Origin of the sequence: Flavobacterium sp. Arc2, assembly GCF_041431385.1 — a bacterium.
Lineage (GTDB): Bacteria > Bacteroidota > Bacteroidia > Flavobacteriales > Flavobacteriaceae > Flavobacterium.
The window spans coordinates 1-17556 of record NZ_JASMRH010000043.1 but is presented as its reverse complement, the minus strand read 5'-3'; the positions used below and the strand labels follow the sequence as shown (position 1 = coordinate 17556).

21 protein-coding genes are annotated in these 17556 nt (G+C 35.1%); 20 read left to right on the top strand and 1 reads right to left on the bottom strand.

The features are described 5' to 3' along the window. Window positions 1-87: 87 nt before the first annotated feature. The 20 genes from QO182_RS18890 (at window position 88) to QO182_RS18795 (ending at window position 15734) form a co-directional block, all read left to right on the top strand. Window positions 88-783, top strand: a complete 696-nt coding sequence (locus QO182_RS18890) for a hypothetical protein (protein ID WP_371563516.1) — start codon at window positions 88-90, stop codon at window positions 781-783. Between the two features lie 40 nt (window positions 784-823). Continuing rightward, on the top strand, window positions 824-1051 hold the full coding sequence (locus QO182_RS18885; protein ID WP_371563513.1) for a hypothetical protein: 228 nt from the start codon (window positions 824-826) through the stop codon (window positions 1049-1051). A gap of 48 nt (window positions 1052-1099) precedes the next feature. Continuing rightward, the gene (locus QO182_RS18880; protein ID WP_371563510.1) at window positions 1100-1972 is read left to right on the top strand and encodes a helix-turn-helix domain-containing protein; all 873 of its coding nucleotides are present in this window, start codon (window positions 1100-1102) and stop codon (window positions 1970-1972) included. A gap of 54 nt (window positions 1973-2026) precedes the next feature. Further along, window positions 2027-3229 carry a hypothetical protein gene (locus QO182_RS18875; protein ID WP_371563507.1) on the top strand — a complete coding sequence of 401 codons (1203 nt, stop codon included), beginning with the start codon at window positions 2027-2029 and terminating at the stop codon, window positions 3227-3229. Window positions 3230-3408: 179 nt separating this feature from the next. Continuing rightward, entirely contained in the window at window positions 3409-3888 is a 480-nt protein-coding gene (locus QO182_RS18870; RefSeq protein ID WP_371563504.1) for a hypothetical protein, read from the top strand. Between the two features lie 135 nt (window positions 3889-4023). Continuing rightward, on the top strand, window positions 4024-4362 hold the full coding sequence (locus QO182_RS18865; protein WP_367753763.1) for a DUF4134 domain-containing protein: 339 nt from the start codon (window positions 4024-4026) through the stop codon (window positions 4360-4362). Window positions 4363-4374: 12 nt separating this feature from the next. Then, complete coding sequence (locus QO182_RS18860) at window positions 4375-4695, top strand: DUF4133 domain-containing protein (protein ID WP_371563502.1); 321 nt, start codon at window positions 4375-4377, stop codon at window positions 4693-4695. A gap of 36 nt (window positions 4696-4731) precedes the next feature. Further along, entirely contained in the window at window positions 4732-7206 is a 2475-nt protein-coding gene (locus tag QO182_RS18855) for a TraG family conjugative transposon ATPase (protein ID WP_371563500.1), read from the top strand. A gap of 55 nt (window positions 7207-7261) precedes the next feature. Then, window positions 7262-7951, top strand: a complete 690-nt coding sequence (locus tag QO182_RS18850) for a conjugal transfer protein TraI (protein WP_371563497.1) — start codon at window positions 7262-7264, stop codon at window positions 7949-7951. Between the two features lie 12 nt (window positions 7952-7963). Further along, window positions 7964-8590: a hypothetical protein gene (locus QO182_RS18845; RefSeq protein ID WP_371563495.1), complete on the top strand. Its 627-nt coding sequence runs from the start codon at window positions 7964-7966 to the stop codon at window positions 8588-8590. Then, window positions 8590-9225 (top strand): TerB family tellurite resistance protein, encoded by a 636-nt coding sequence (locus QO182_RS18840; protein WP_371563492.1) that lies wholly within the window; start codon window positions 8590-8592, stop codon window positions 9223-9225. The genes QO182_RS18845 and QO182_RS18840 overlap by 1 nt, the downstream gene beginning before the upstream one ends. 12 nt (window positions 9226-9237) lie before the next feature. Then, a complete protein-coding gene (gene traJ, locus QO182_RS18835; protein ID WP_371563489.1) occupies window positions 9238-10434 on the top strand; it encodes a conjugative transposon protein TraJ in 1197 nt (398 codons plus the stop codon). 15 nt (window positions 10435-10449) lie between these two features. Continuing rightward, a complete protein-coding gene (gene traK / locus QO182_RS18830) occupies window positions 10450-11073 on the top strand; it encodes a conjugative transposon protein TraK (protein WP_371563486.1) in 624 nt (207 codons plus the stop codon). A gap of 13 nt (window positions 11074-11086) precedes the next feature. Then, entirely contained in the window at window positions 11087-11584 is a 498-nt protein-coding gene (locus QO182_RS18825) for a hypothetical protein (RefSeq protein WP_371563483.1), read from the top strand. 4 nt (window positions 11585-11588) lie between these two features. After that, on the top strand, window positions 11589-12899 hold the full coding sequence (gene traM / locus QO182_RS18820; RefSeq protein WP_371563480.1) for a conjugative transposon protein TraM: 1311 nt from the start codon (window positions 11589-11591) through the stop codon (window positions 12897-12899). Between the two features lie 27 nt (window positions 12900-12926). Then, the gene (gene traN, locus QO182_RS18815) at window positions 12927-13772 is read left to right on the top strand and encodes a conjugative transposon protein TraN (RefSeq protein WP_371563478.1); all 846 of its coding nucleotides are present in this window, start codon (window positions 12927-12929) and stop codon (window positions 13770-13772) included. Window positions 13773-13798: 26 nt separating this feature from the next. Continuing rightward, window positions 13799-14599, top strand: a complete 801-nt coding sequence (locus QO182_RS18810) for a hypothetical protein (protein WP_371563475.1) — start codon at window positions 13799-13801, stop codon at window positions 14597-14599. A 6-nt stretch (window positions 14600-14605) separates the two neighbouring features. After that, window positions 14606-14905, top strand: a complete 300-nt coding sequence (locus QO182_RS18805; RefSeq protein WP_371563473.1) for a hypothetical protein — start codon at window positions 14606-14608, stop codon at window positions 14903-14905. Window positions 14906-14930: 25 nt separating this feature from the next. Continuing rightward, window positions 14931-15368, top strand: a complete 438-nt coding sequence (locus tag QO182_RS18800) for a hypothetical protein (protein ID WP_371563470.1) — start codon at window positions 14931-14933, stop codon at window positions 15366-15368. Window positions 15369-15443: 75 nt separating this feature from the next. After that, a complete protein-coding gene (locus QO182_RS18795) occupies window positions 15444-15734 on the top strand; it encodes a helix-turn-helix domain-containing protein (RefSeq protein ID WP_371563467.1) in 291 nt (96 codons plus the stop codon). A gap of 186 nt (window positions 15735-15920) precedes the next feature. Here the strand turns inward: QO182_RS18795 and QO182_RS18790 are convergent, their stop codons facing one another. Beyond that, a complete protein-coding gene (locus tag QO182_RS18790; RefSeq protein WP_371563519.1) occupies window positions 15921-16688 on the bottom strand; it encodes a tyrosine-type recombinase/integrase in 768 nt (255 codons plus the stop codon). Window positions 16689-17556 lie beyond the last annotated feature (868 nt).

The following is a 17556-nucleotide window of genomic DNA, read 5'->3' as shown; positions in this document are numbered from 1 at the left end:
ACTTAAATGTCCTTTCTTTTGAAAAAATTATCCTATCTTTTTTCCTGAGAGTTGCATTAATTAATTGAATCTAGTTAACTTATAATTATGAAAAATTTATTTTTAGGTTTGTTTGTTGTTTTAGTAATGATTTCCTGTTCTACGGATGAATATGGAAATACAGTTGAAGAAGTTAATAGTGTTTCTGTGCAAGCAAGTGTATCGAAACAATTGGGTCCAGCAAATGATGCTAATCCTTACGATGAAGTTGGGAAAAAATATGGTTTTTGGCTTTCGGACTACTATCAGATTCATGGATATTCTAAAACTATTCAAGATTTAGCGACTCAATTAAATTATATGGGAGCAAAGTTGAAGGCTCTCGATGTTTATGGTAAAAGCAATATATTGATTACGGAAGACGGTATTAGTATTAGTATAAATAATCCTGAAACTGTGGTTACATCAATACTAGCTGCAGGTACCTTGAGCGAAGCTGCGGAAAGTAGTTTACTCGGTTTTTTTGTATCTCTCATTCAAAATAAGGAAGCAGAGTATAGCCTATTGTATAATTTCATCACCACATATGAAGCTGGAATATTGGATTCTACTAATCTAACAAGCAACGAATTGGAAACAATTTTAGGAATCACCGCAGTTACCAGATATGCACTTGATGCAGAAGGGGGACATAAAGATCGAGATTGGGAAATTTCCGTTGGGAACAAAAAAGTCGCATCGGGGTTTCATCCTTTTCAGGCTTCACTTATTTCTGTAATCGCTAATCTGCGCTATTACTCATAATCAGTTAATCTTTTTATAACAAAAAATGATCTTGTTACTGATGAAATTACCCATTTACTTTTCTTTAGTGTTGGTCATATTTAACCTTATTAGTCTCTATTTCATTATAGATTTATTAAGCTATGATGAAATAGTTGGCTATTGGTTTAACGGGCGCAAGAAAAATGTGAGTACTCAAACGATGGGGTATTTACTTTTTGTAGCAACCCTGATGAACCTGTATTTCATTTTTTTGATTGTAATTGAAAAATCAAATAAGGATGATTAGTACGACTTTAGTTTGCCAGCATTCTTTTTTATTTGAACCAAGTGAATTATGATAAAGACTTTACTACACATTGATTTAAATGAACTTCCTGTTAGAGGCCTAGATGTTCGAATTCTAAAGAATTGTACGCTTAAAAAAGTGAGCGATGATGCGTTCCTTATAAATAATACAATTGTACTACTTATAAAATCAGGCAGTCTAAGAATTTCTTTTCATGACGTTTTTTTGGAGCTGTTCGCCCATGATTTAGTGGTCCTTTCTAAAGGGGCACCTTTAGTCATTTTAGACACGGATCCTCAGCTAAAACTGTTCTACCTCACGTTCAGTACCGCCTTTGCGATAGAAAATTGTAACAAGCAAGCCCTTCTTGACGCTTTTTATTTTCTTATTGGTAAAAGTATTGGAAAGGTGAGTTTAGATCTTAAAAGTTATTTAGTGGTATCGCTAATCTATAAGTTGATGTATCAAGTGAACAGTGATAAAGCGATTCGGCATGTAGCAACAGAGTTGCAGCGTATTAGTTTTAATCTCTTTTTATATGAACTCCGTTGTATTTATGGGCATTTTGTGAGTGATTATCACTTGATTTTTACAAGAAATGAAAATTTGACCATTCAATTTTTAAATATTCTCGCCATACATTTTAAAGAGCAGCACAACGTAAAATTTTATGCAGGTGTTTTATACGTAACCCCTGGTCATCTCAATAAGGTAGTTAAACATACTACAGGGAAATCAGTAAAAAGAATCCTTGAAGAAACCCTTATCATGGAGGCAAAAAATGCACTTGAAGACGACCAAATTACAATAAATTTCTTGTCAGAATATTTGGGATTCAACTGTCCTTCCGCTTTTAGTACCTTTTTTAAAAAGCATGTTGGAAAATCACCGACGGTCTACCGAAGCAGTTTAAGCAAATAGATCTATTTCTCCCCTAATCAATTGTTTTTCACAACCAATAAAAACAATTCTGTGATGCAAAAAAAATACCACTTAGAATGGTTCGATTGTTTAATAGTACAGGAACTTAATGCAAGGAGTGGTGTACTACAATCCATAACTATTGCTGAAAGTAAGGAGCTAGTTGCCCATATTTTACAAGAATCCCGTAGGATTCAGATCCAGATTAAGGAAGAAATTTTTTCTATTCGAAAAAAGAGACAATTTCGACATTTGGTTCGAAAATACCATTCCATTTTTATTTATCTTTTAGATTGTAGCATTGAAAATCAGCAGCATGATTTTTTTAGAGAACCCCATCTTCATAATATCGGGACTACAGTTATTGCTGTGTTAGAGGATTTATTATCTTTTGTTGAAAATCGCTTTTACAAATACCTTAGCTTGGATGAGCGTGTTCCGATCACCTATCAAATAGTTTCCAAAAGAGAAATTCTGTCCAAACTAGAAGTTTTAAAAAAAAATATTTCTAAGGCTCCTTCTAGTACAGAAGAACCTTTACAAATTGCAATTGCAAAACTTTACCAAAAAGTGACATCTGAGTATACGCACAAAAGCACTTACAGGGAAATAGTGTATAGAAAGGAACTATTGAACGCCTTAGCTAATGATGCGTTACCAGTTGTAAAAAGTACTATATACTCGGCAGCAGATGAAATATTGATAGCATTTAATTTTAATTGTCAGGAATACAGTTCTTATCTTAAGAATAGGATTATGCTCCAGCTCGATCACTATACTACAGTTGGAGAAAGGTTGGCCGCTATATTACTTATTTACAAAGAATTTGGGCAGCTCTATTGCACGCCCAAAAGAATGTTTGACCCTCAAGAGCCTCATTTGAAAGAGGTTTTATATACTTGGTTTCAACATGAAATTCGCTACTTGGAACAGCAATTAAAAACCAAAGAAGAAGCTGCTATCGTTACAACTCCTCAAAGTGACGTAGCGAAAATAGATTCCAATCTTAAAATGGAATGTGATTTATCGTGTGATCAGATTGCTCTTATTTTGAGAGCTGCAGATGAATCTCGTGTGGTAAAAGCCCGCTCCATGAGTCAGGTATTTAAAAGTATTGTTCCTTATTTATCTACTCCTTTTAAAAAAGAGCTTTCCTATCAATCTGTAAGAAGTAAGTCTTACAATGCAGAAGACCGTGATAAAGTAGTAGCAATTCGCACGTTAGAGAAGATGATCACAAAAATAAATAGCTACTAAATTCCGTGTGTAAAGTGTGATATATGCTCTGTTGACCAGGGGTACTAAAGGGTACAACTTAAAGTTGTACTTGTGAATAAAGTTAACTAATTGTTCTTTTGACTTATGAAATCAAACACTTTTTTTTATAGTGTTCGATGGAAATAAAAAAAGGAAGTTGAACATTTAATTATGAAGCTATGTTTACAAACATTTCATGGGGCAATTACATCGTTGTGATTGTACTGCTATTTGCAAGTTGGTATTTATTTATTGGATTGCGATTTTATTTTGTAGAGATCAAAGAAATTGTGACAGGAAAGTGGACCATTCGGAATTGCAGGAGTAAGGATTTAGAAATTCATTATGATGTAGTTCAGCCGCAAACTTTTACTGATACTTCATTGCAGCCATCATTTGGAGAGCCAGAAGAATCTATTATTAATATAGATGCTTTTGTAGAAGGATTGAAAAATGTTGTAAAAGAGGCAGCTCAAAGAAAATTAGTCAAAACAGAGTTTCAGAGTTATCTCAGTTTGCTCCTTTGTGAGTTTCCATCTATTAAAAACTCCCCCTTTAGATCCTCAGTCAGTGAAATGATAATCTCAGAATGCAATAAGCAAGATTTTATAAGTTTAAGTCAGGTAGAGGTAGAAGAATTATGGAACGAAAATGAATAAGAATAATAAAAGATTGTGGAGGAATTGCCCCTGTCCGTTTCAGTGCGGTATGGCTTAATGTGACAGGAATGAGAAATTGAGACAGTGGCATGCTCTGCATTATTTTTAATGATTTGAACTATAAAACAAAGTATTATGAAGAAGTGCATCGGAAATTTAAAAAGAGTAAGTCGACAAAAAAGGATTGTCGGTGTTAGCATTGTGCTATTGTTAGTATTCAGTTATCAAGGATATGGACAAGATGGGCTTGCGGGAATCAATGAAGCGAACCAAAAAGTACGGAGTTATTTTGATGCAGGCACCCAATTGATGTACGCTATTGGTGCATTACTTGGGCTGATCGGCGCCGTTAAGGTATATCAGAAATGGAATGCGGGTGATCCTGATACGGGAAAAGTAGCGGCGGCCTGGTTTGGCAGCTGTGTTTTTTTAGTTGTAGTTGCCACCGTGATAAAATCATTTTTTGGAGTTTAAAATTCTATAAATATGGCAAATACGGTATATCATATCAACAAAGGAATCAATAAAAGTATCGAATTCAAAGGGTTAAAAGCGCAATACATCTGGTATTTTGGAGCTGGAATAGTAGTATTAATGATCCTTTTTTCAATCATGTATATAATCGGATTTCCCTTCTATATTTCCTTAGGGATTATATGTATTGGAGGAACCGTGATGGTTGTAAAAGTTTATAAAATGAGTCATAAGTACGGAGAGTTTGGGATGATGAAAGCGTTAGCGAAAAGACAATTGCCTAAAGCAATCAAGACTCAAAGTAGGAGCGTTTTTAAAATGCGGAAACTATAGCGAACGGAATGAAGAGACAGTTAAATGGAGATGATGATGGAAAAGACGATGGAGGCTATTTTGCCGATAATGGATATTGAACACGATTGTATTCTATCCAAACAGGGAGACATTACTGTAGTATTCAAAGCAGAACTACCAGAAATATTTACGCTATCTGATCAGGAGTATGAGTCATTTCACCAAGCGTGGGTGAAGGCCATAAAGTTATTGCCGAAATTTAGCGTTTTTCACAAGCAAGACTGGTTCATTGATAGTAAGTATCAACCGCATTTTGAAAATGATGACCATAGTTTTCTTAGTCGTTGCAGTGAACGATTCTTTAATGAACGTCCTTTTTTAGATCATTCATGCTATATTTTTTTGACTAAAAAACCAGGGGGAAGAAAGACGTCCAGTTCCTTGTTTTCTAATTTAATTAGGCCATCAATCGTGCCTGAAGAAACGTTAAAGGAAAGTTTACGTCAAGATTTTGTCGATAGTACAGGGCAATTCAAGCGAATATTGGAAGACAGTGGCTTTGTAAAACTGCAGCGTCTGGGCAATGATGAGTTGCGTAGTCATAGCAGAAAAATTGGAGTTATAGAACGCTATTGCTGCTTGTCTGAGAAACCAGATTCCTTTGTATTTAATGACATTGCTTTCAACGAAGGTTTACAGGTTGGAGACAAACATTGCCAGGTATATACTTTAGGGGATGCAGCTGATTTACCTGCACTTTGCGGTTCGAGAATTAATTATGACCGATATTCAACTGATAGGACCAAATTTAGCGTTGGTTTTGCCTCAACGTTGGGTCAGCTGCTTTCTTGTAATCATATTTACAATCAGTATATTTTTATAGAGGATTTTCAAAAAACTTTACAGAAGTTAGAAAGTAAAAGGTTACGCTTACAATCTTTATCGGCTTATAGCAGAGAGAACTTAATTGCTCGGGATGCTACAAATGATTTTCTTAATGAAGCGATTAGTCAGCAACGGTTACCGGTTAAAGCACATTTCAACGTATTGGTTTGGAGCGATCAAAAAGAAGAATTGAAAGGAATTAAAAACAAAGTTTCTTCTGCTTTAGTACAAATGGATGCAGCCGCAAAACAGGAAACGGTAGGAGCTGCCCAAATTTATTGGGCAGGGATTCCAGGAAATGCAGCTGATTTTCCGATGAACGATAGCTTTGATACGTTTGTGGAGCAAGCAAGCTGCTTTCTGAATCTGGAAACAGCTTATCGTTCTTCGCTAAGCCCCACTGGAATCCGACTAGGTGATCGTTTGACAGGAAAGCCCGTCCATGTGGATATCAGCGATGAACCGATAAAGATGGGCATTTGTACCAATCGCAATAAGTTTATTCTTGGACCTTCAGGAAGCGGAAAATCTTTTTTTACGAACCATATGGTCAGAAGCTATTACGAGCAAGGAACCCATGTAGTACTTGTGGATGTAGGGCATAGTTACAAAGGATTGTGCGATATGGTAAAAGGGTACTATTTTACCTATGATGAAGACAATCCAATTAAATTCAACCCATTTTACATCAGTAATGGTGATATTTTGGATACAGAGAAAAAAGAAAGTATTAAAACCTTGCTATTGGCGCTTTGGAAAAAAGACGATGAAACCTTTAATCGCATTGAATATGTAGCCTTGTCGAATGCTTTACAATTGTATTATGAGAAGCTGGCTGTCAATTTGCAGCTGTTTCCCAGCTTTAATACCTTCTATGACTTTTTAAAAGAGGATTTTGTAAAAATATTGGAAGGGGACAAGGTCAAAGAAAAGGATTTTGATGTGAATAATTTTCTCTACGTATTGCGTCCTTATTACAAAGGTGGGGAGTTCGACTATCTGCTCAATGCAACAGAAAATTTAGACTTGTTACAAGAGCGATTTATAGTATTCGAATTAGACAATATTAAGGATCATCCGATACTTTTTCCAGTGGTTACCATTATAATAATGGAATTGTTTATTAGTAAAATGCGAAAGCTAAAGGGAGTTCGTAAAATGATATTAATTGAGGAAGCATGGAAGGCTATTGCTAAAGAAGGTATGGCTGAATACATTAAGTATTTATTTAAGACCGTTCGAAAGTTTTTTGGAGAGGCAATCGTGGTTACTCAAGAAGTGGAAGATATCATTTCTTCACCAGTAGTGAAGCAGGCTATCATCAATAATAGCGACTGCAAGATATTACTGGATCAGAGTAAGTATCAAAACAAATTTGAGCAAATTCAAGAGCTATTAGGGCTCACAGAAAAAGAAAAAGCATTGGTATTATCAGTAAATAAATCCAATGATCCAGACAAAAAATACAAGGAAGTATTTATCTCACTGGGAGGAATGCTATCTAAAGTTTACCGAACAGAAGTTTCCCTAGAAGAATATCTCGCTTATACCACCGAGGAAACGGAAAAATTAAAAGTCCAAGCCTATTCGAAAATGTTTGGAGGCGATATTCAAAAAGGAATTACTGCATTGGCTGCTGACTTGCGAGAGGAAGCAAAAGGATGAAAAAGAGACTATAACGCTCTAAAAGAGGAGAAGACAAACCTAAATTAAATGCATTATGAAAACAAAGAGAAAAATATGCTTGTGTTTGCTTTGTCTACTGCTGGTCAGTAGTCCTGCAAGGCCTGCAGCAGTCGTTTCTTTGCCTATAGTTGGAGTGATAACTACCATAATTAAAAAAGTGATTTTGGCGATAGACTTGCGAATACAGCGGTTGCAAAATGAAACTATCTGGCTTCAAAATGCACACAAGAAACTAGAGAATACGCTTTCCAAACTAAAACTAGATGATATTTCGCAGTGGACACAGAAACAAAAAGACTTGTATAAGAATTACTACGAGGAGCTAATGAAAGTTAAATCAATAATTAGTTATTACCAGCGAATTAGGGATATTACGCAAAAACAAGTACGGCTCGTGAATGAATATGAAAGAGCTTGGGACCTCATTAGACAAGACCCACATATTAATGTGACAGAACTGGAGCATATGCATAAAGTGTATTCGGGTATATTAAACGAGAGTTTAAATAATATCGATCAGATTTTTCTGATTCTGGATTCTTTTACGATCCAAATGAGTGATGCCAAAAGATTGGAAATCATTAATAACGCCGCTGATCAGATTGAGGCCAACTATGATGATCTTAGATTATTCAATAGGCAAAATAGGCAGCTTAGTCTGCAAAGAGCGAAAACGAAGCATGACGTAGATGCTATTAAGAAATTTTACGGGATTCCGTACTAAAATAATAAAGCTATGAAAAAGTTATTTCTGTTTTTACTATTTACAGCATTGATGATCAATAACCTTCATGGACAGCCAAAGCAAAGAAAAGCATTGTTGCAGCAAATAGCTGCTCTAAAGACCTATACTGATTATGCCCAAAAAGGATATTCGGTAGCAAAAAAGGGGTTAACGACAATTGGTGATTTCAAACGAGGAGAATTTAATCTTCACTCCGATTATTTCAATTCGCTGAAAACAGTCAATCCGAAAATAAAAACATATGCAAAGGTGGGCGAGATTATAGCTCTTCAACTAAAAATCATCAAAAATTCAAGTTTCATTATTAGACAAGTGAAATGGGATGATCTCTTTCATGGGAATGAAATAGCCTATATCAAAAGAGTAGTGGATCGTCTAATTGAGAATTGTGACGGAAATTTAGCAGAACTCTTAACCATAGTGACGGATGGTCAACTAGAAATGAAAGAAGACGAGCGAATGAAACGCATTGATGCCTTGTATCTGAATATGTTGGAGAATTACAGTTTTGGTGAAAGCTTTAGTAAGCAAACAAGATTAATGGTGTTGTCGAGAGCCAAAGAAAAGAAAGATTTGAAAACAAGCCGTGACTTGAATGGCATTAATACCAATTTCTAATGAAAAAGATACTAATTATTGGAATTCTTTTCCTAAGCTTATTTTTTCCACCTAGGCTTGCAGCTCAATCACAGGAAATGCAACAGTTGCTATTGAACATAGAAAAGTTAGCACAATTCAAGCAGATTCTTACAGATATGAAAAAGGGATATCAGATCCTGAGTGGTGGTTATAACACAATTAAAGAATTGTCTCAGGGTAACTTTAGCCTTCATGAAACATTCCTTGATGCCTTAATGCAAGTAAGTCCCACAGTACGGAACTACAGAAGAGTCGGTGAGATTGTGAAATATCAATTGCTTTTGGTAAAAGAATACAAGTCCGCATTTGAAGGCTTCAGGAATAGTGGGAATTTCAGTCCTGCTGAAATAGCCTATTTCTCAAACGTATATAGTAATCTACTAAATCAGAGCTTGAGGAATTTGGACGAATTGGTAACGGTTATTACCGCCAATACATTAAGAATGACCGATGAGGAAAGACTCACAGCGATTGACAAGGTTTATGCTGATATGCAGGACAAACTTTTATTTCTTCGAAGCTTTAATAACAACACTACAGTATTGGCGATTCAGCGTGCAAAAGAACGTAATGATGTGCGTGTAATGCATAGTATTTATAATACAAATAACTAAATAAAAATAAAGATGGCAAAGAGAAGCAAGGGAGTATTATTTACAGCCCTAGGAATTGTATTGCCCTTTGGGAGTCAGGCACAAAGCATAGCGTCGGACATGAACAGTTTACATGGAGTTCTAGATCAGCTCTATGATGAAATGATGCCTTTGTGTAACAATTTACTGGGAGTAGGACAGGGCATAGCCGGCTTTGCGGCTATTTGGTATATCGGCTCAAGAGTATGGCGGCATATTGCCAGTGCAGAACCGATAGATTTTTATCCGCTCCTGCGGCCTTTTGCAATCGGTTTCTGTATTATGATTTTCCCTTCGGTCTTGGGATTAATCAACGGAGTAATGAAGCCTACCGTTACAGCGACTGCTTCTATGGTGGAAGGTTCTAATAAGGCTATTGAGTTATTGCTTCAAAAGAAAGAAGAAGCCATTAAAAGCACTAACTCCTGGCAGATGTATGTTGGTGAATCCGGAAGTGGTGATCAGGACAGATGGTATAAATATACACACGACAATGCAAATCCGGATAGCGAAGGAATGATTGAGGGGATAGGCAACGATGTCAAATTTGCCATGGCAAAGGCATCGTTTAATTTTCGCAATTCGGTTAAAGAATGGATGAGTGAAGTATTAAGGGTTTTGTTTGAAGCAGCTTCATTGTGTATCGATACCCTACGTACTTTTCAACTTGTAGTGCTTTCCATACTAGGACCTTTAGTATTTGGGATTGCTGTTTTTGATGGGTTTCAACATACTTTGACCGTTTGGCTGGCGCGATACATCAATATTTATCTGTGGCTTCCTGTTGCTAATATTTTCGGTAGCATCATCGGAAAAATACAGGAGAAGATGTTACAATTGGACATCGCCCAAGTAAATGATTACGGAGATACTTTCTTTAGTAGAACCGATATGGCGTATTTAGTGTTTATGATTATAGGGATTGTCGGCTATTTTACGGTTCCCTCAGTAGCCAATTATATAGTCCATGCGGGTGGTGGTGGAGCATTGAGTCAAAAGGTAACTACGATCTTCAGTAATTCTACAAATTCTGCAATAAGTACTGTCTCTACTGGTACTGGTATGGTGGCAGATGCGATGGGTAATGCGGCAGGACGGCTGTATCAAAGTATGTCGGGATCTAGTAGTTCAACTCCTTCTTTCAAAGATAAGGAAGGTTATATGAGTGATAAATTAAAAGGTAATTCTTAATCAATAAATTGAAGTATGATGTTTAGTAAAATGAAAAATATTGACACGGCTTTTCGATATGTTCGGAGCTTTACGATGCTAGTTATAATTGGATGTGTTGTCCTATGCTGCTTTGCTCTTCACAAAAGTTTTAGTCTGGTTTCTCAAATGCAGGATAAGGTATATATACTCGCCAATGGAAAAGCACTTGAAGCCTTTTCGTCTCATAGAAAGGAAAATATACCAGTTGAAGCAAAGGATCATGTAATAACATTTCACATGCTGTTTTTTAGTCTAGACCCTGATGATAAAGTGATTAAAATTAATGTTACCAAGGCGCTTTATCTAGCGGATGACAGTGCAAAAAGAGTGTATGATGATTTAAAAGAAAACGGTTATTATTCTGGTATCATATCAGGTAATGTTAGCCAAACCATCGTTGTGGATAGCGTAACAATTGACATAAATGCCTATCCCTATCGGTTCTGCTGCTATGCTTCACAAAATATAATAAGACCCACAAGTATTGCTCATCGAAGTCTTATAACAGAAGGGAATCTTCGAAATGTGTCCCGAAGCGACAACAATCCACATGGTTTTTTAATTGAGCGCTGGAGCACTATTGAGAATCGAGATTTAGGTACAAAGAACAGAAAATAAAAAAGAATTGATTATGAAATACACATTTAAAAGAAAGAGCAAGCAATGCGATGAAGACATTAAGTGTAAACAGCGCTATTTATTCCAACGATTCTATGAGGCTAATCTTTGGCTACAGCATAGATGCGTTACGTGGCTGGAACAGAAGACGGCACATTTATCCGCTAAAAGTTGGATTGTAATACTATTTTGTTTTGTAGTATTTACAGTTTCTGGCAATGTTTATCTGATTGTGAATGGTCTCAATGGAAAAAATTCGAAGAGCATAGACGTCAGTCCGATCAGCAGACCCACAAATAGAGTAGTATTCGACTCTAAACAAAATCAACTTAATAGATCATTAAGCAAAACGGAATTAGAAAGAATTGTCCGTTTCCAGATATATATGGATAGTTTGGGACGTAGTCCCACGGGAAAAAGAGTACAGGACAGCATCCTGCAATACCGCCCTGCACTTCTGGATAGCCTTATCATGGTAGAGAATTATTATCGCTCACAATTTAAAAATTAATAATATGGAACGAAAAACCGAATCACTAAAAATGCACAGACAGCGCAAGATGCTTCTAGTACTCCCGCTCTTAGTACTGCCTTTTATTACAGGTCTGTTTTGGATACTAGGAGGTGGTGAAATGAAGGCCTCCACTTTAGAAACAGCAGAAAAAAAAGGCTTTAATACCAAGCTTCCTGATGCAAACCTGAAAGATGGACTGTTCTTGGATAAGATGAATTACTATGAACAAGCTGCAATTGATTCAGCAAAGTTGGAAGAACTCATTAAAAATGATCCGAATTATCTAAGGCAATCTTTTCAGGGGGCTACAGCAGAAATTACTAAGGATACGACTTTTAAAGGAAGTAGGCACAACGATGGGCACAGCGGATTAAATACAGCTATGTATCGGGATTTAAACGAAGAAAAGGTTCGTAAAAAGCTTGAAGCACTACAAAAGGCCATAAATAGCCCAACTATAATTACAGATCAAAATCTAGGTTTGAGTAAAAAGGCAAAATCAAATGCATCAGAAATGCATTCCGACGACATTGATAGGTTAGGACAAATGATGAGTACTATGAATGAGCAGAAAGAAAATGAAGACCCTGAATTGAAACAACTTAGCGGAATGCTTGAAAACATACTTGATATTCAGCATCCTGAAAGAGTTCAGGAAAGACTTAGAAAAGTCTCGAAAGAAAATCGGGGACAAGTATTTACGATCAGCTCCAAATCGATGGAAGAGATGACTTCTTCATTACAAAGCATGCCAAAAAATAATCTTTTAATTGATGGACAATCCCAGCGTAATGGATTTTATTCTTTGGATGAAAATGGAAGTACTGTCGATGTTCAAAATACAGTACCGGCTGTTATTCATGAAACGCAAACGATAGTTAATGGGGCTACTGTAAAATTAAGGCTTACTAGTGCTATTTATATTAATGGTTTTGAGATACCAAAAGACAATTTTTTGTTTGGAATAGCTTCTTTAAAAGGGGAGCGACTGACTATCAAAATAAATAGTCTTAGGTATAATAGTTCCTTGTATCCAGTAGCACTTTCTGTTTACGATATGGACGGATTGGATGGAATTTATATTCCTGGTACTATTAATCGAGATGTTGCTAAAACAACTGCTGATCGTTCCTTGCAGAACATAGGAATGGGGACTCTTGATGATTCTTGGGGAGCAAAGGCTGCGGGAGCAGGAATAGAGGCGGCAAAAAGCCTGCTAAGCAAGAAAGTAAAATTGATTAAAGTGCTTTTAAAAGCCGGTTATCAAGTATTACTTCGCGATGATAACCAAAAAGGAAGTGACTCAATTTAAAAACTAAAAAACTAAAAAACTAAAAAAATGAAAAAAATTAATGTATTACTTATGGGGTTTTTATGGATTGTTTCCAATGGAGCCTTTGCACAGCTAACGGAAAGAAATCATTTTGCAGAAATGGAGTCGGATACCTTATATATAGGGTATTCAAAAACAACAACTATAGCTTTTCCTTATGCCATTAAAAGTGTAGACAAGGGAAGTCAAGATGTATTAACCCAGAAAGCGAAAGGGATGGAAAATATATTGCATATTAAAGCAGCGCAGCAAGGGTTTATTCAGACGAACCTTACGGTGATCACAGCAGATGCAAAGCTGTATTCGTTTGTGGTAAACTATGATGAGGAGTCGCCGCAATTGAGTCTCAGTCTAGACATGGTAAAGTCAAATAGTCCGAAAATTTACTTTTCAGAGCAGAGTGGGAACGAGGAGAAATTACTTAAATATTCCAAATTAGCTTTTTATCATAAGAATAAGATAGCTGGTGCTATGAAAAAAAAATATGAGATTAAATTTCAATTGAATGGAATCTATATACGAGATGATGTCCTATACTTCAGGACAAGAGTGGTGAACAGTTCTAGTATTAATTATGATATAGACCAGCTTCGATTTTTTATTCGCGACAGCAGAAAAATAAAGCGAACCGCATCGCAAGAGATAGAAATCGTACCAATACTTATTCACAATAACTTAAGTACAATTAATGGCGAATCTGAGGGCACAACTGTTTTTGCTCTGCCCAAGTTTACGATTCCATATGAAAAACACTTAGTAATCCAACTAATGGAAAAGAATGGTGGGAGACACCTTCAATTACAGCTTAAAAACACAAAGCTTTTACGGCTTACAGTTCTACCTAAACTTTAACTAGTAATCATTTAAATATAAGAATCATGAACGATAAAAATTTTGAATACTTGCGTAACCAGGTTAAGTACACTGGTTTTGGAGAAGGTTTGGATAATGAATTGAAGGAGAAGATGCAACAACAAGCCTCTAATTTTACATTAAAGCATGAAGTTTTATATGGTACAGATCGTGCCAAAGCGACATTAAGTTTTAAAAAATCTGACCAGAGTGAGATGTATTTTTTTAATTCTTACAAGCTGGATGTACAGAAAGACAATTCTAAAGAATCACTGGAGCAGACTTTCTACATTAATAAAGGGAGTAATATTACCATGAAAGAAGCGTATAATCTAATGGAAGGCAGAGCAGTCAATAAAGAACTAACCAACAAAGAAGGTCAGGTTTATAATTCTTGGGTGCAGATGGATTTTAAGCAAACAGATAGTAATGGTAACTTCAAGCTAAACCACTATCATCAGAATTATGGTTATGATCTTGAAGCTACCCTAGGTAAGTTGCCTATAAAAGAATTAGAAACTCCAAAATACAAAGAGGATTTAATGGATTCTCTGAAAAAAGGAAACCTTCAGTCTGCTACATTTTTGAAGGATGGTAAGGAGCTCAAGCAATTTGTTGAAGTTAATCCCCAGTTCAAGACAATCAATGTTTACGATACAAATATGAAGCGTATTGATAATCGAGAGTCGAAAGGCGAGAAACAGAAAGAAGGGGAGAAGGTTTCCGTTAAAAAGGACAGTAAAAAACAAGGGACAAGTATTGATAGTGAAGAGCCTGATGTACCTAAGGAAAAAAAAAGAACAAAAAAGCAGTCTAATTCAATGTGATAAATAATGGATAGTCTAAAACCCTTATCAGATTTCTTCTCAGCTATTGAAAAGGATTGCCGTATCAGTATTACACATATCGGTGTGTATGCCGCTTTATTGAAATATAGTGAGGATAGGGGTTTTGCTAGTCCTATACAGGTTTTTAGTTATGAAATTATGCGAATAGCAAAAATATCGGCATCAAGCACTTATCATAAATGTGTAAGAGAGTTAAACGAGTATGGTTATATCAAGTACGAACCTTCTTTTAAAAGAAATCAGGCGAGCAAGATTTATTTTTCCTGTTCGGCACCAAGTTTATAGCCAAGAATTTCAATATAAAATCAAGATGAAGAAAGTAACAGTTAACGAGCTTTCGGTTTCGGTACGAGTACTATTCACCAAGATCGAACAATTCGAGTCATTACTAGGATCAAGGCTATCCAATAATACAAATGAAGATGCTATTATAATGAAAGTACCAAAGTGTAAATGTGCTTCTCACTATAATAAAAATGAACTAGCGCAACTTTTCTACATCCTAATGGATGAGGCTGTTTTATTTTTTGACGATAAAAACGAAAAGCAAAATAGAAGTAAAATGCAGAAATTTATTGAAGATAATTTCACCTATTTTGGAGATTTAGGCAATCAGGTTAGTATCGGCACAATAAGTAAACAATTTTCAGAAGCTAAGGGGTTTACTTATGGAGATAAACAATTGAGATTTCTCGATAAAATTATTGAAGTACTCCAAAAACGAAGAGAAAAGATTGCATTTAAATAATAATTTACTCTAAAGATGTTTAAAAAAACCATTATTCTTCATTCTCTGTTTTAACTAATAAAAAACTCATAGATCATGTCTAAAGAAGGAAAAGCTAATATATTCGCATATTTGTCAGCAATTAAAAATTTGCTTGAGCCTTTGCAAGCCCGACTGGAAAAAATTGATTCTAAGATTAGTAGTCAAGATGTAAAGCCAAGGTTACGATACTATAGGAATGAAGATTTAAAGAAAATATTCGGTTTATCTAATAACACAATTATCAAATACCGCCAAACTGGTGTACTTCCATATACAAAACTCGGTGATATATTTTTGTATGAGGCAAGTAAAATAGAAAAATTACTCAATAAAAATGGAGAATGAATTAATTACTAATATCAAAAATATAAAGAGTTAGATAGAATAATTAGTTAATTATCAGATGTAAAAAATAAAAAAAAATAATTTTTATGATAGTGTCAAAAAAAAGGATTCCTGTGGGAATCCTTTTTTTTATTAAACATACATGTTATTTTACCTGAACATTTTCTTTAGTAAAGTGAAGTTAGATTACATATATTTCACCTTTAATTTAGTCATATCTTCCATTACGTTTACATCTAATACTTTAGCATAATGCTGTGTCTGTTTAATATTTGTATGGCCCATCATTGATGAAACATTTTCTATCCTCACTCCGTTACCTAAGGTTACCGTAGTTGCGAAAGTATGCCTGGCCACATACCAAGTCAAATTTTTAGTTATGCCACACAAATCAGCAATCTCCTTGAGATAGGAATTCATTTTTTGATTGGATATCTGAGGTATCAATCCAATTTGCAGATGTTTGTATTTATTAATGATCTTCAGGGCGGGAGGTAGGATAGGAACGTTAGCTCTAATTGCTGTTTTAGCCCTATTTGTCATAATCCAAAGTGCATCACTACTATCTTGGAATATATTGCTTTCTGTAAGGTTACAGGCATCAATGAGGGCGTAACCCGTGTAGCAACTAAAAAGAAAAACATCCTTAACATGCTCCAAGCGTTCCACTGAAAATTGCTTATTCTCTATTCCATCTAATTCGCTTTGTGTTAAAAATACAGCATCTTTGATACTCAATTTTCCATCGTAAAGATTAAATGGATTCTTCTCCATCAATCCCATTCTTATACAGTAATTACAGGCAGTTTTATACATTCTCATATATTTTACCATCGAGTTATTTTTGATGCCTACTTTTCCTTTAAAAGTACTTTCGTACTTTAGATATGATTCGAGATTGTAAACAAAAGCGCTGGAAATCTCATTTGAAGAAAGAGGCTCCGATGCATTGATAATAATACCAATAAATATGAGGCTTTCGATATGCTATTAAAAAACAAGGTCACCAAAATGGTCACAAAAATTTCAAAGTTTTTATTTGTAAAGATACAAACATAAGGAATAAGTGTTTAGTAGGTTGATTTAGAGGGTGTGGGTTATGTTTATTTAAATGGTATGACAGTATACAGAGGTGGGGAGTTAAAACCAAAGTAATTATAAGAACAGAAAAATGTTTAAGAAAAAACAATAAAATATGTACCTGAAATAAGGAAAGTAGTTGATATTACGTCAGTAAACATTGTTCATTAATTACATGAAATGTAGTGTTCATAATATAGTCGAGATAAAATTCGCAATATCAACAACTTTGGGTTTAATGAAGTAAATTTTAAAGCGAATTTGCGTTGTATTTAATTTACTCAATGAAAAAAATACTATGGAGGATAAATAGTTTTAAGATGATTTCTGGTTTAAATGTTAATTGGTATGAATGAGTATTGCAAGAGAATTTTTGCATATGTATAATGATTTAACAAATGCATTAAATGAGGTACGATTTTATTTATAAATGGGTAGTAATGATTGATTAAGAGGACTTCAAGCCAGCAGTAGATTGCCTTTAAATAAGACTTGTTTTGATTATTTTGGTCGAAAATTTCGCTTCAGATTTATTCTCTAACTTATTAACAAGCATAGTTGTAGCGGTTTCAGGTATCATTTTCCCGGGTTAACTTGGATCAAGTCTAAATGTTGTGGGGAAATATTAAATTTCGATATTTGTGTTTATAAAATATGTCTCAATACAAGATTCCTATAGCGAACTTATCAAGTTATTATTACCTGAAATCATAGTTGATTATTTCGAGCTTACTTCCTATAA

Excerpts from the sequence above, each read along its gene's own strand:
- QO182_RS18890 (WP_371563516.1), top strand. The coding sequence starts at position 88 with ATGAAAAATTTATTTTTAGGTTTGTTTGTTGTTTTAGTAATGATTTCC.
- QO182_RS18885 (WP_371563513.1), top strand. The coding sequence starts at position 824 with ATGAAATTACCCATTTACTTTTCTTTAGTGTTGGTCATATTTAACCTT.
- QO182_RS18880 (WP_371563510.1), top strand. The coding sequence starts at position 1,100 with ATGATAAAGACTTTACTACACATTGATTTAAATGAACTTCCTGTTAGA.
- QO182_RS18875 (WP_371563507.1), top strand. The coding sequence starts at position 2,027 with ATGCAAAAAAAATACCACTTAGAATGGTTCGATTGTTTAATAGTACAG.
- QO182_RS18870 (WP_371563504.1), top strand. The coding sequence starts at position 3,409 with ATGTTTACAAACATTTCATGGGGCAATTACATCGTTGTGATTGTACTG.
- QO182_RS18865 (WP_367753763.1), top strand. The coding sequence starts at position 4,024 with ATGAAGAAGTGCATCGGAAATTTAAAAAGAGTAAGTCGACAAAAAAGG.
- QO182_RS18860 (WP_371563502.1), top strand. The coding sequence starts at position 4,375 with ATGGCAAATACGGTATATCATATCAACAAAGGAATCAATAAAAGTATC.
- QO182_RS18855 (WP_371563500.1), top strand. The coding sequence starts at position 4,732 with ATGGAAAAGACGATGGAGGCTATTTTGCCGATAATGGATATTGAACAC.
- QO182_RS18850 (WP_371563497.1), top strand. The coding sequence starts at position 7,262 with ATGAAAACAAAGAGAAAAATATGCTTGTGTTTGCTTTGTCTACTGCTG.
- QO182_RS18845 (WP_371563495.1), top strand. The coding sequence starts at position 7,964 with ATGAAAAAGTTATTTCTGTTTTTACTATTTACAGCATTGATGATCAAT.
- QO182_RS18840 (WP_371563492.1), top strand. The coding sequence starts at position 8,590 with ATGAAAAAGATACTAATTATTGGAATTCTTTTCCTAAGCTTATTTTTT.
- traJ (WP_371563489.1), top strand. The coding sequence starts at position 9,238 with ATGGCAAAGAGAAGCAAGGGAGTATTATTTACAGCCCTAGGAATTGTA.
- traK (WP_371563486.1), top strand. The coding sequence starts at position 10,450 with ATGATGTTTAGTAAAATGAAAAATATTGACACGGCTTTTCGATATGTT.
- QO182_RS18825 (WP_371563483.1), top strand. The coding sequence starts at position 11,087 with ATGAAATACACATTTAAAAGAAAGAGCAAGCAATGCGATGAAGACATT.
- traM (WP_371563480.1), top strand. The coding sequence starts at position 11,589 with ATGGAACGAAAAACCGAATCACTAAAAATGCACAGACAGCGCAAGATG.
- traN (WP_371563478.1), top strand. The coding sequence starts at position 12,927 with ATGAAAAAAATTAATGTATTACTTATGGGGTTTTTATGGATTGTTTCC.
- QO182_RS18810 (WP_371563475.1), top strand. The coding sequence starts at position 13,799 with ATGAACGATAAAAATTTTGAATACTTGCGTAACCAGGTTAAGTACACT.
- QO182_RS18805 (WP_371563473.1), top strand. The coding sequence starts at position 14,606 with ATGGATAGTCTAAAACCCTTATCAGATTTCTTCTCAGCTATTGAAAAG.
- QO182_RS18800 (WP_371563470.1), top strand. The coding sequence starts at position 14,931 with ATGAAGAAAGTAACAGTTAACGAGCTTTCGGTTTCGGTACGAGTACTA.
- QO182_RS18795 (WP_371563467.1), top strand. The coding sequence starts at position 15,444 with ATGTCTAAAGAAGGAAAAGCTAATATATTCGCATATTTGTCAGCAATT.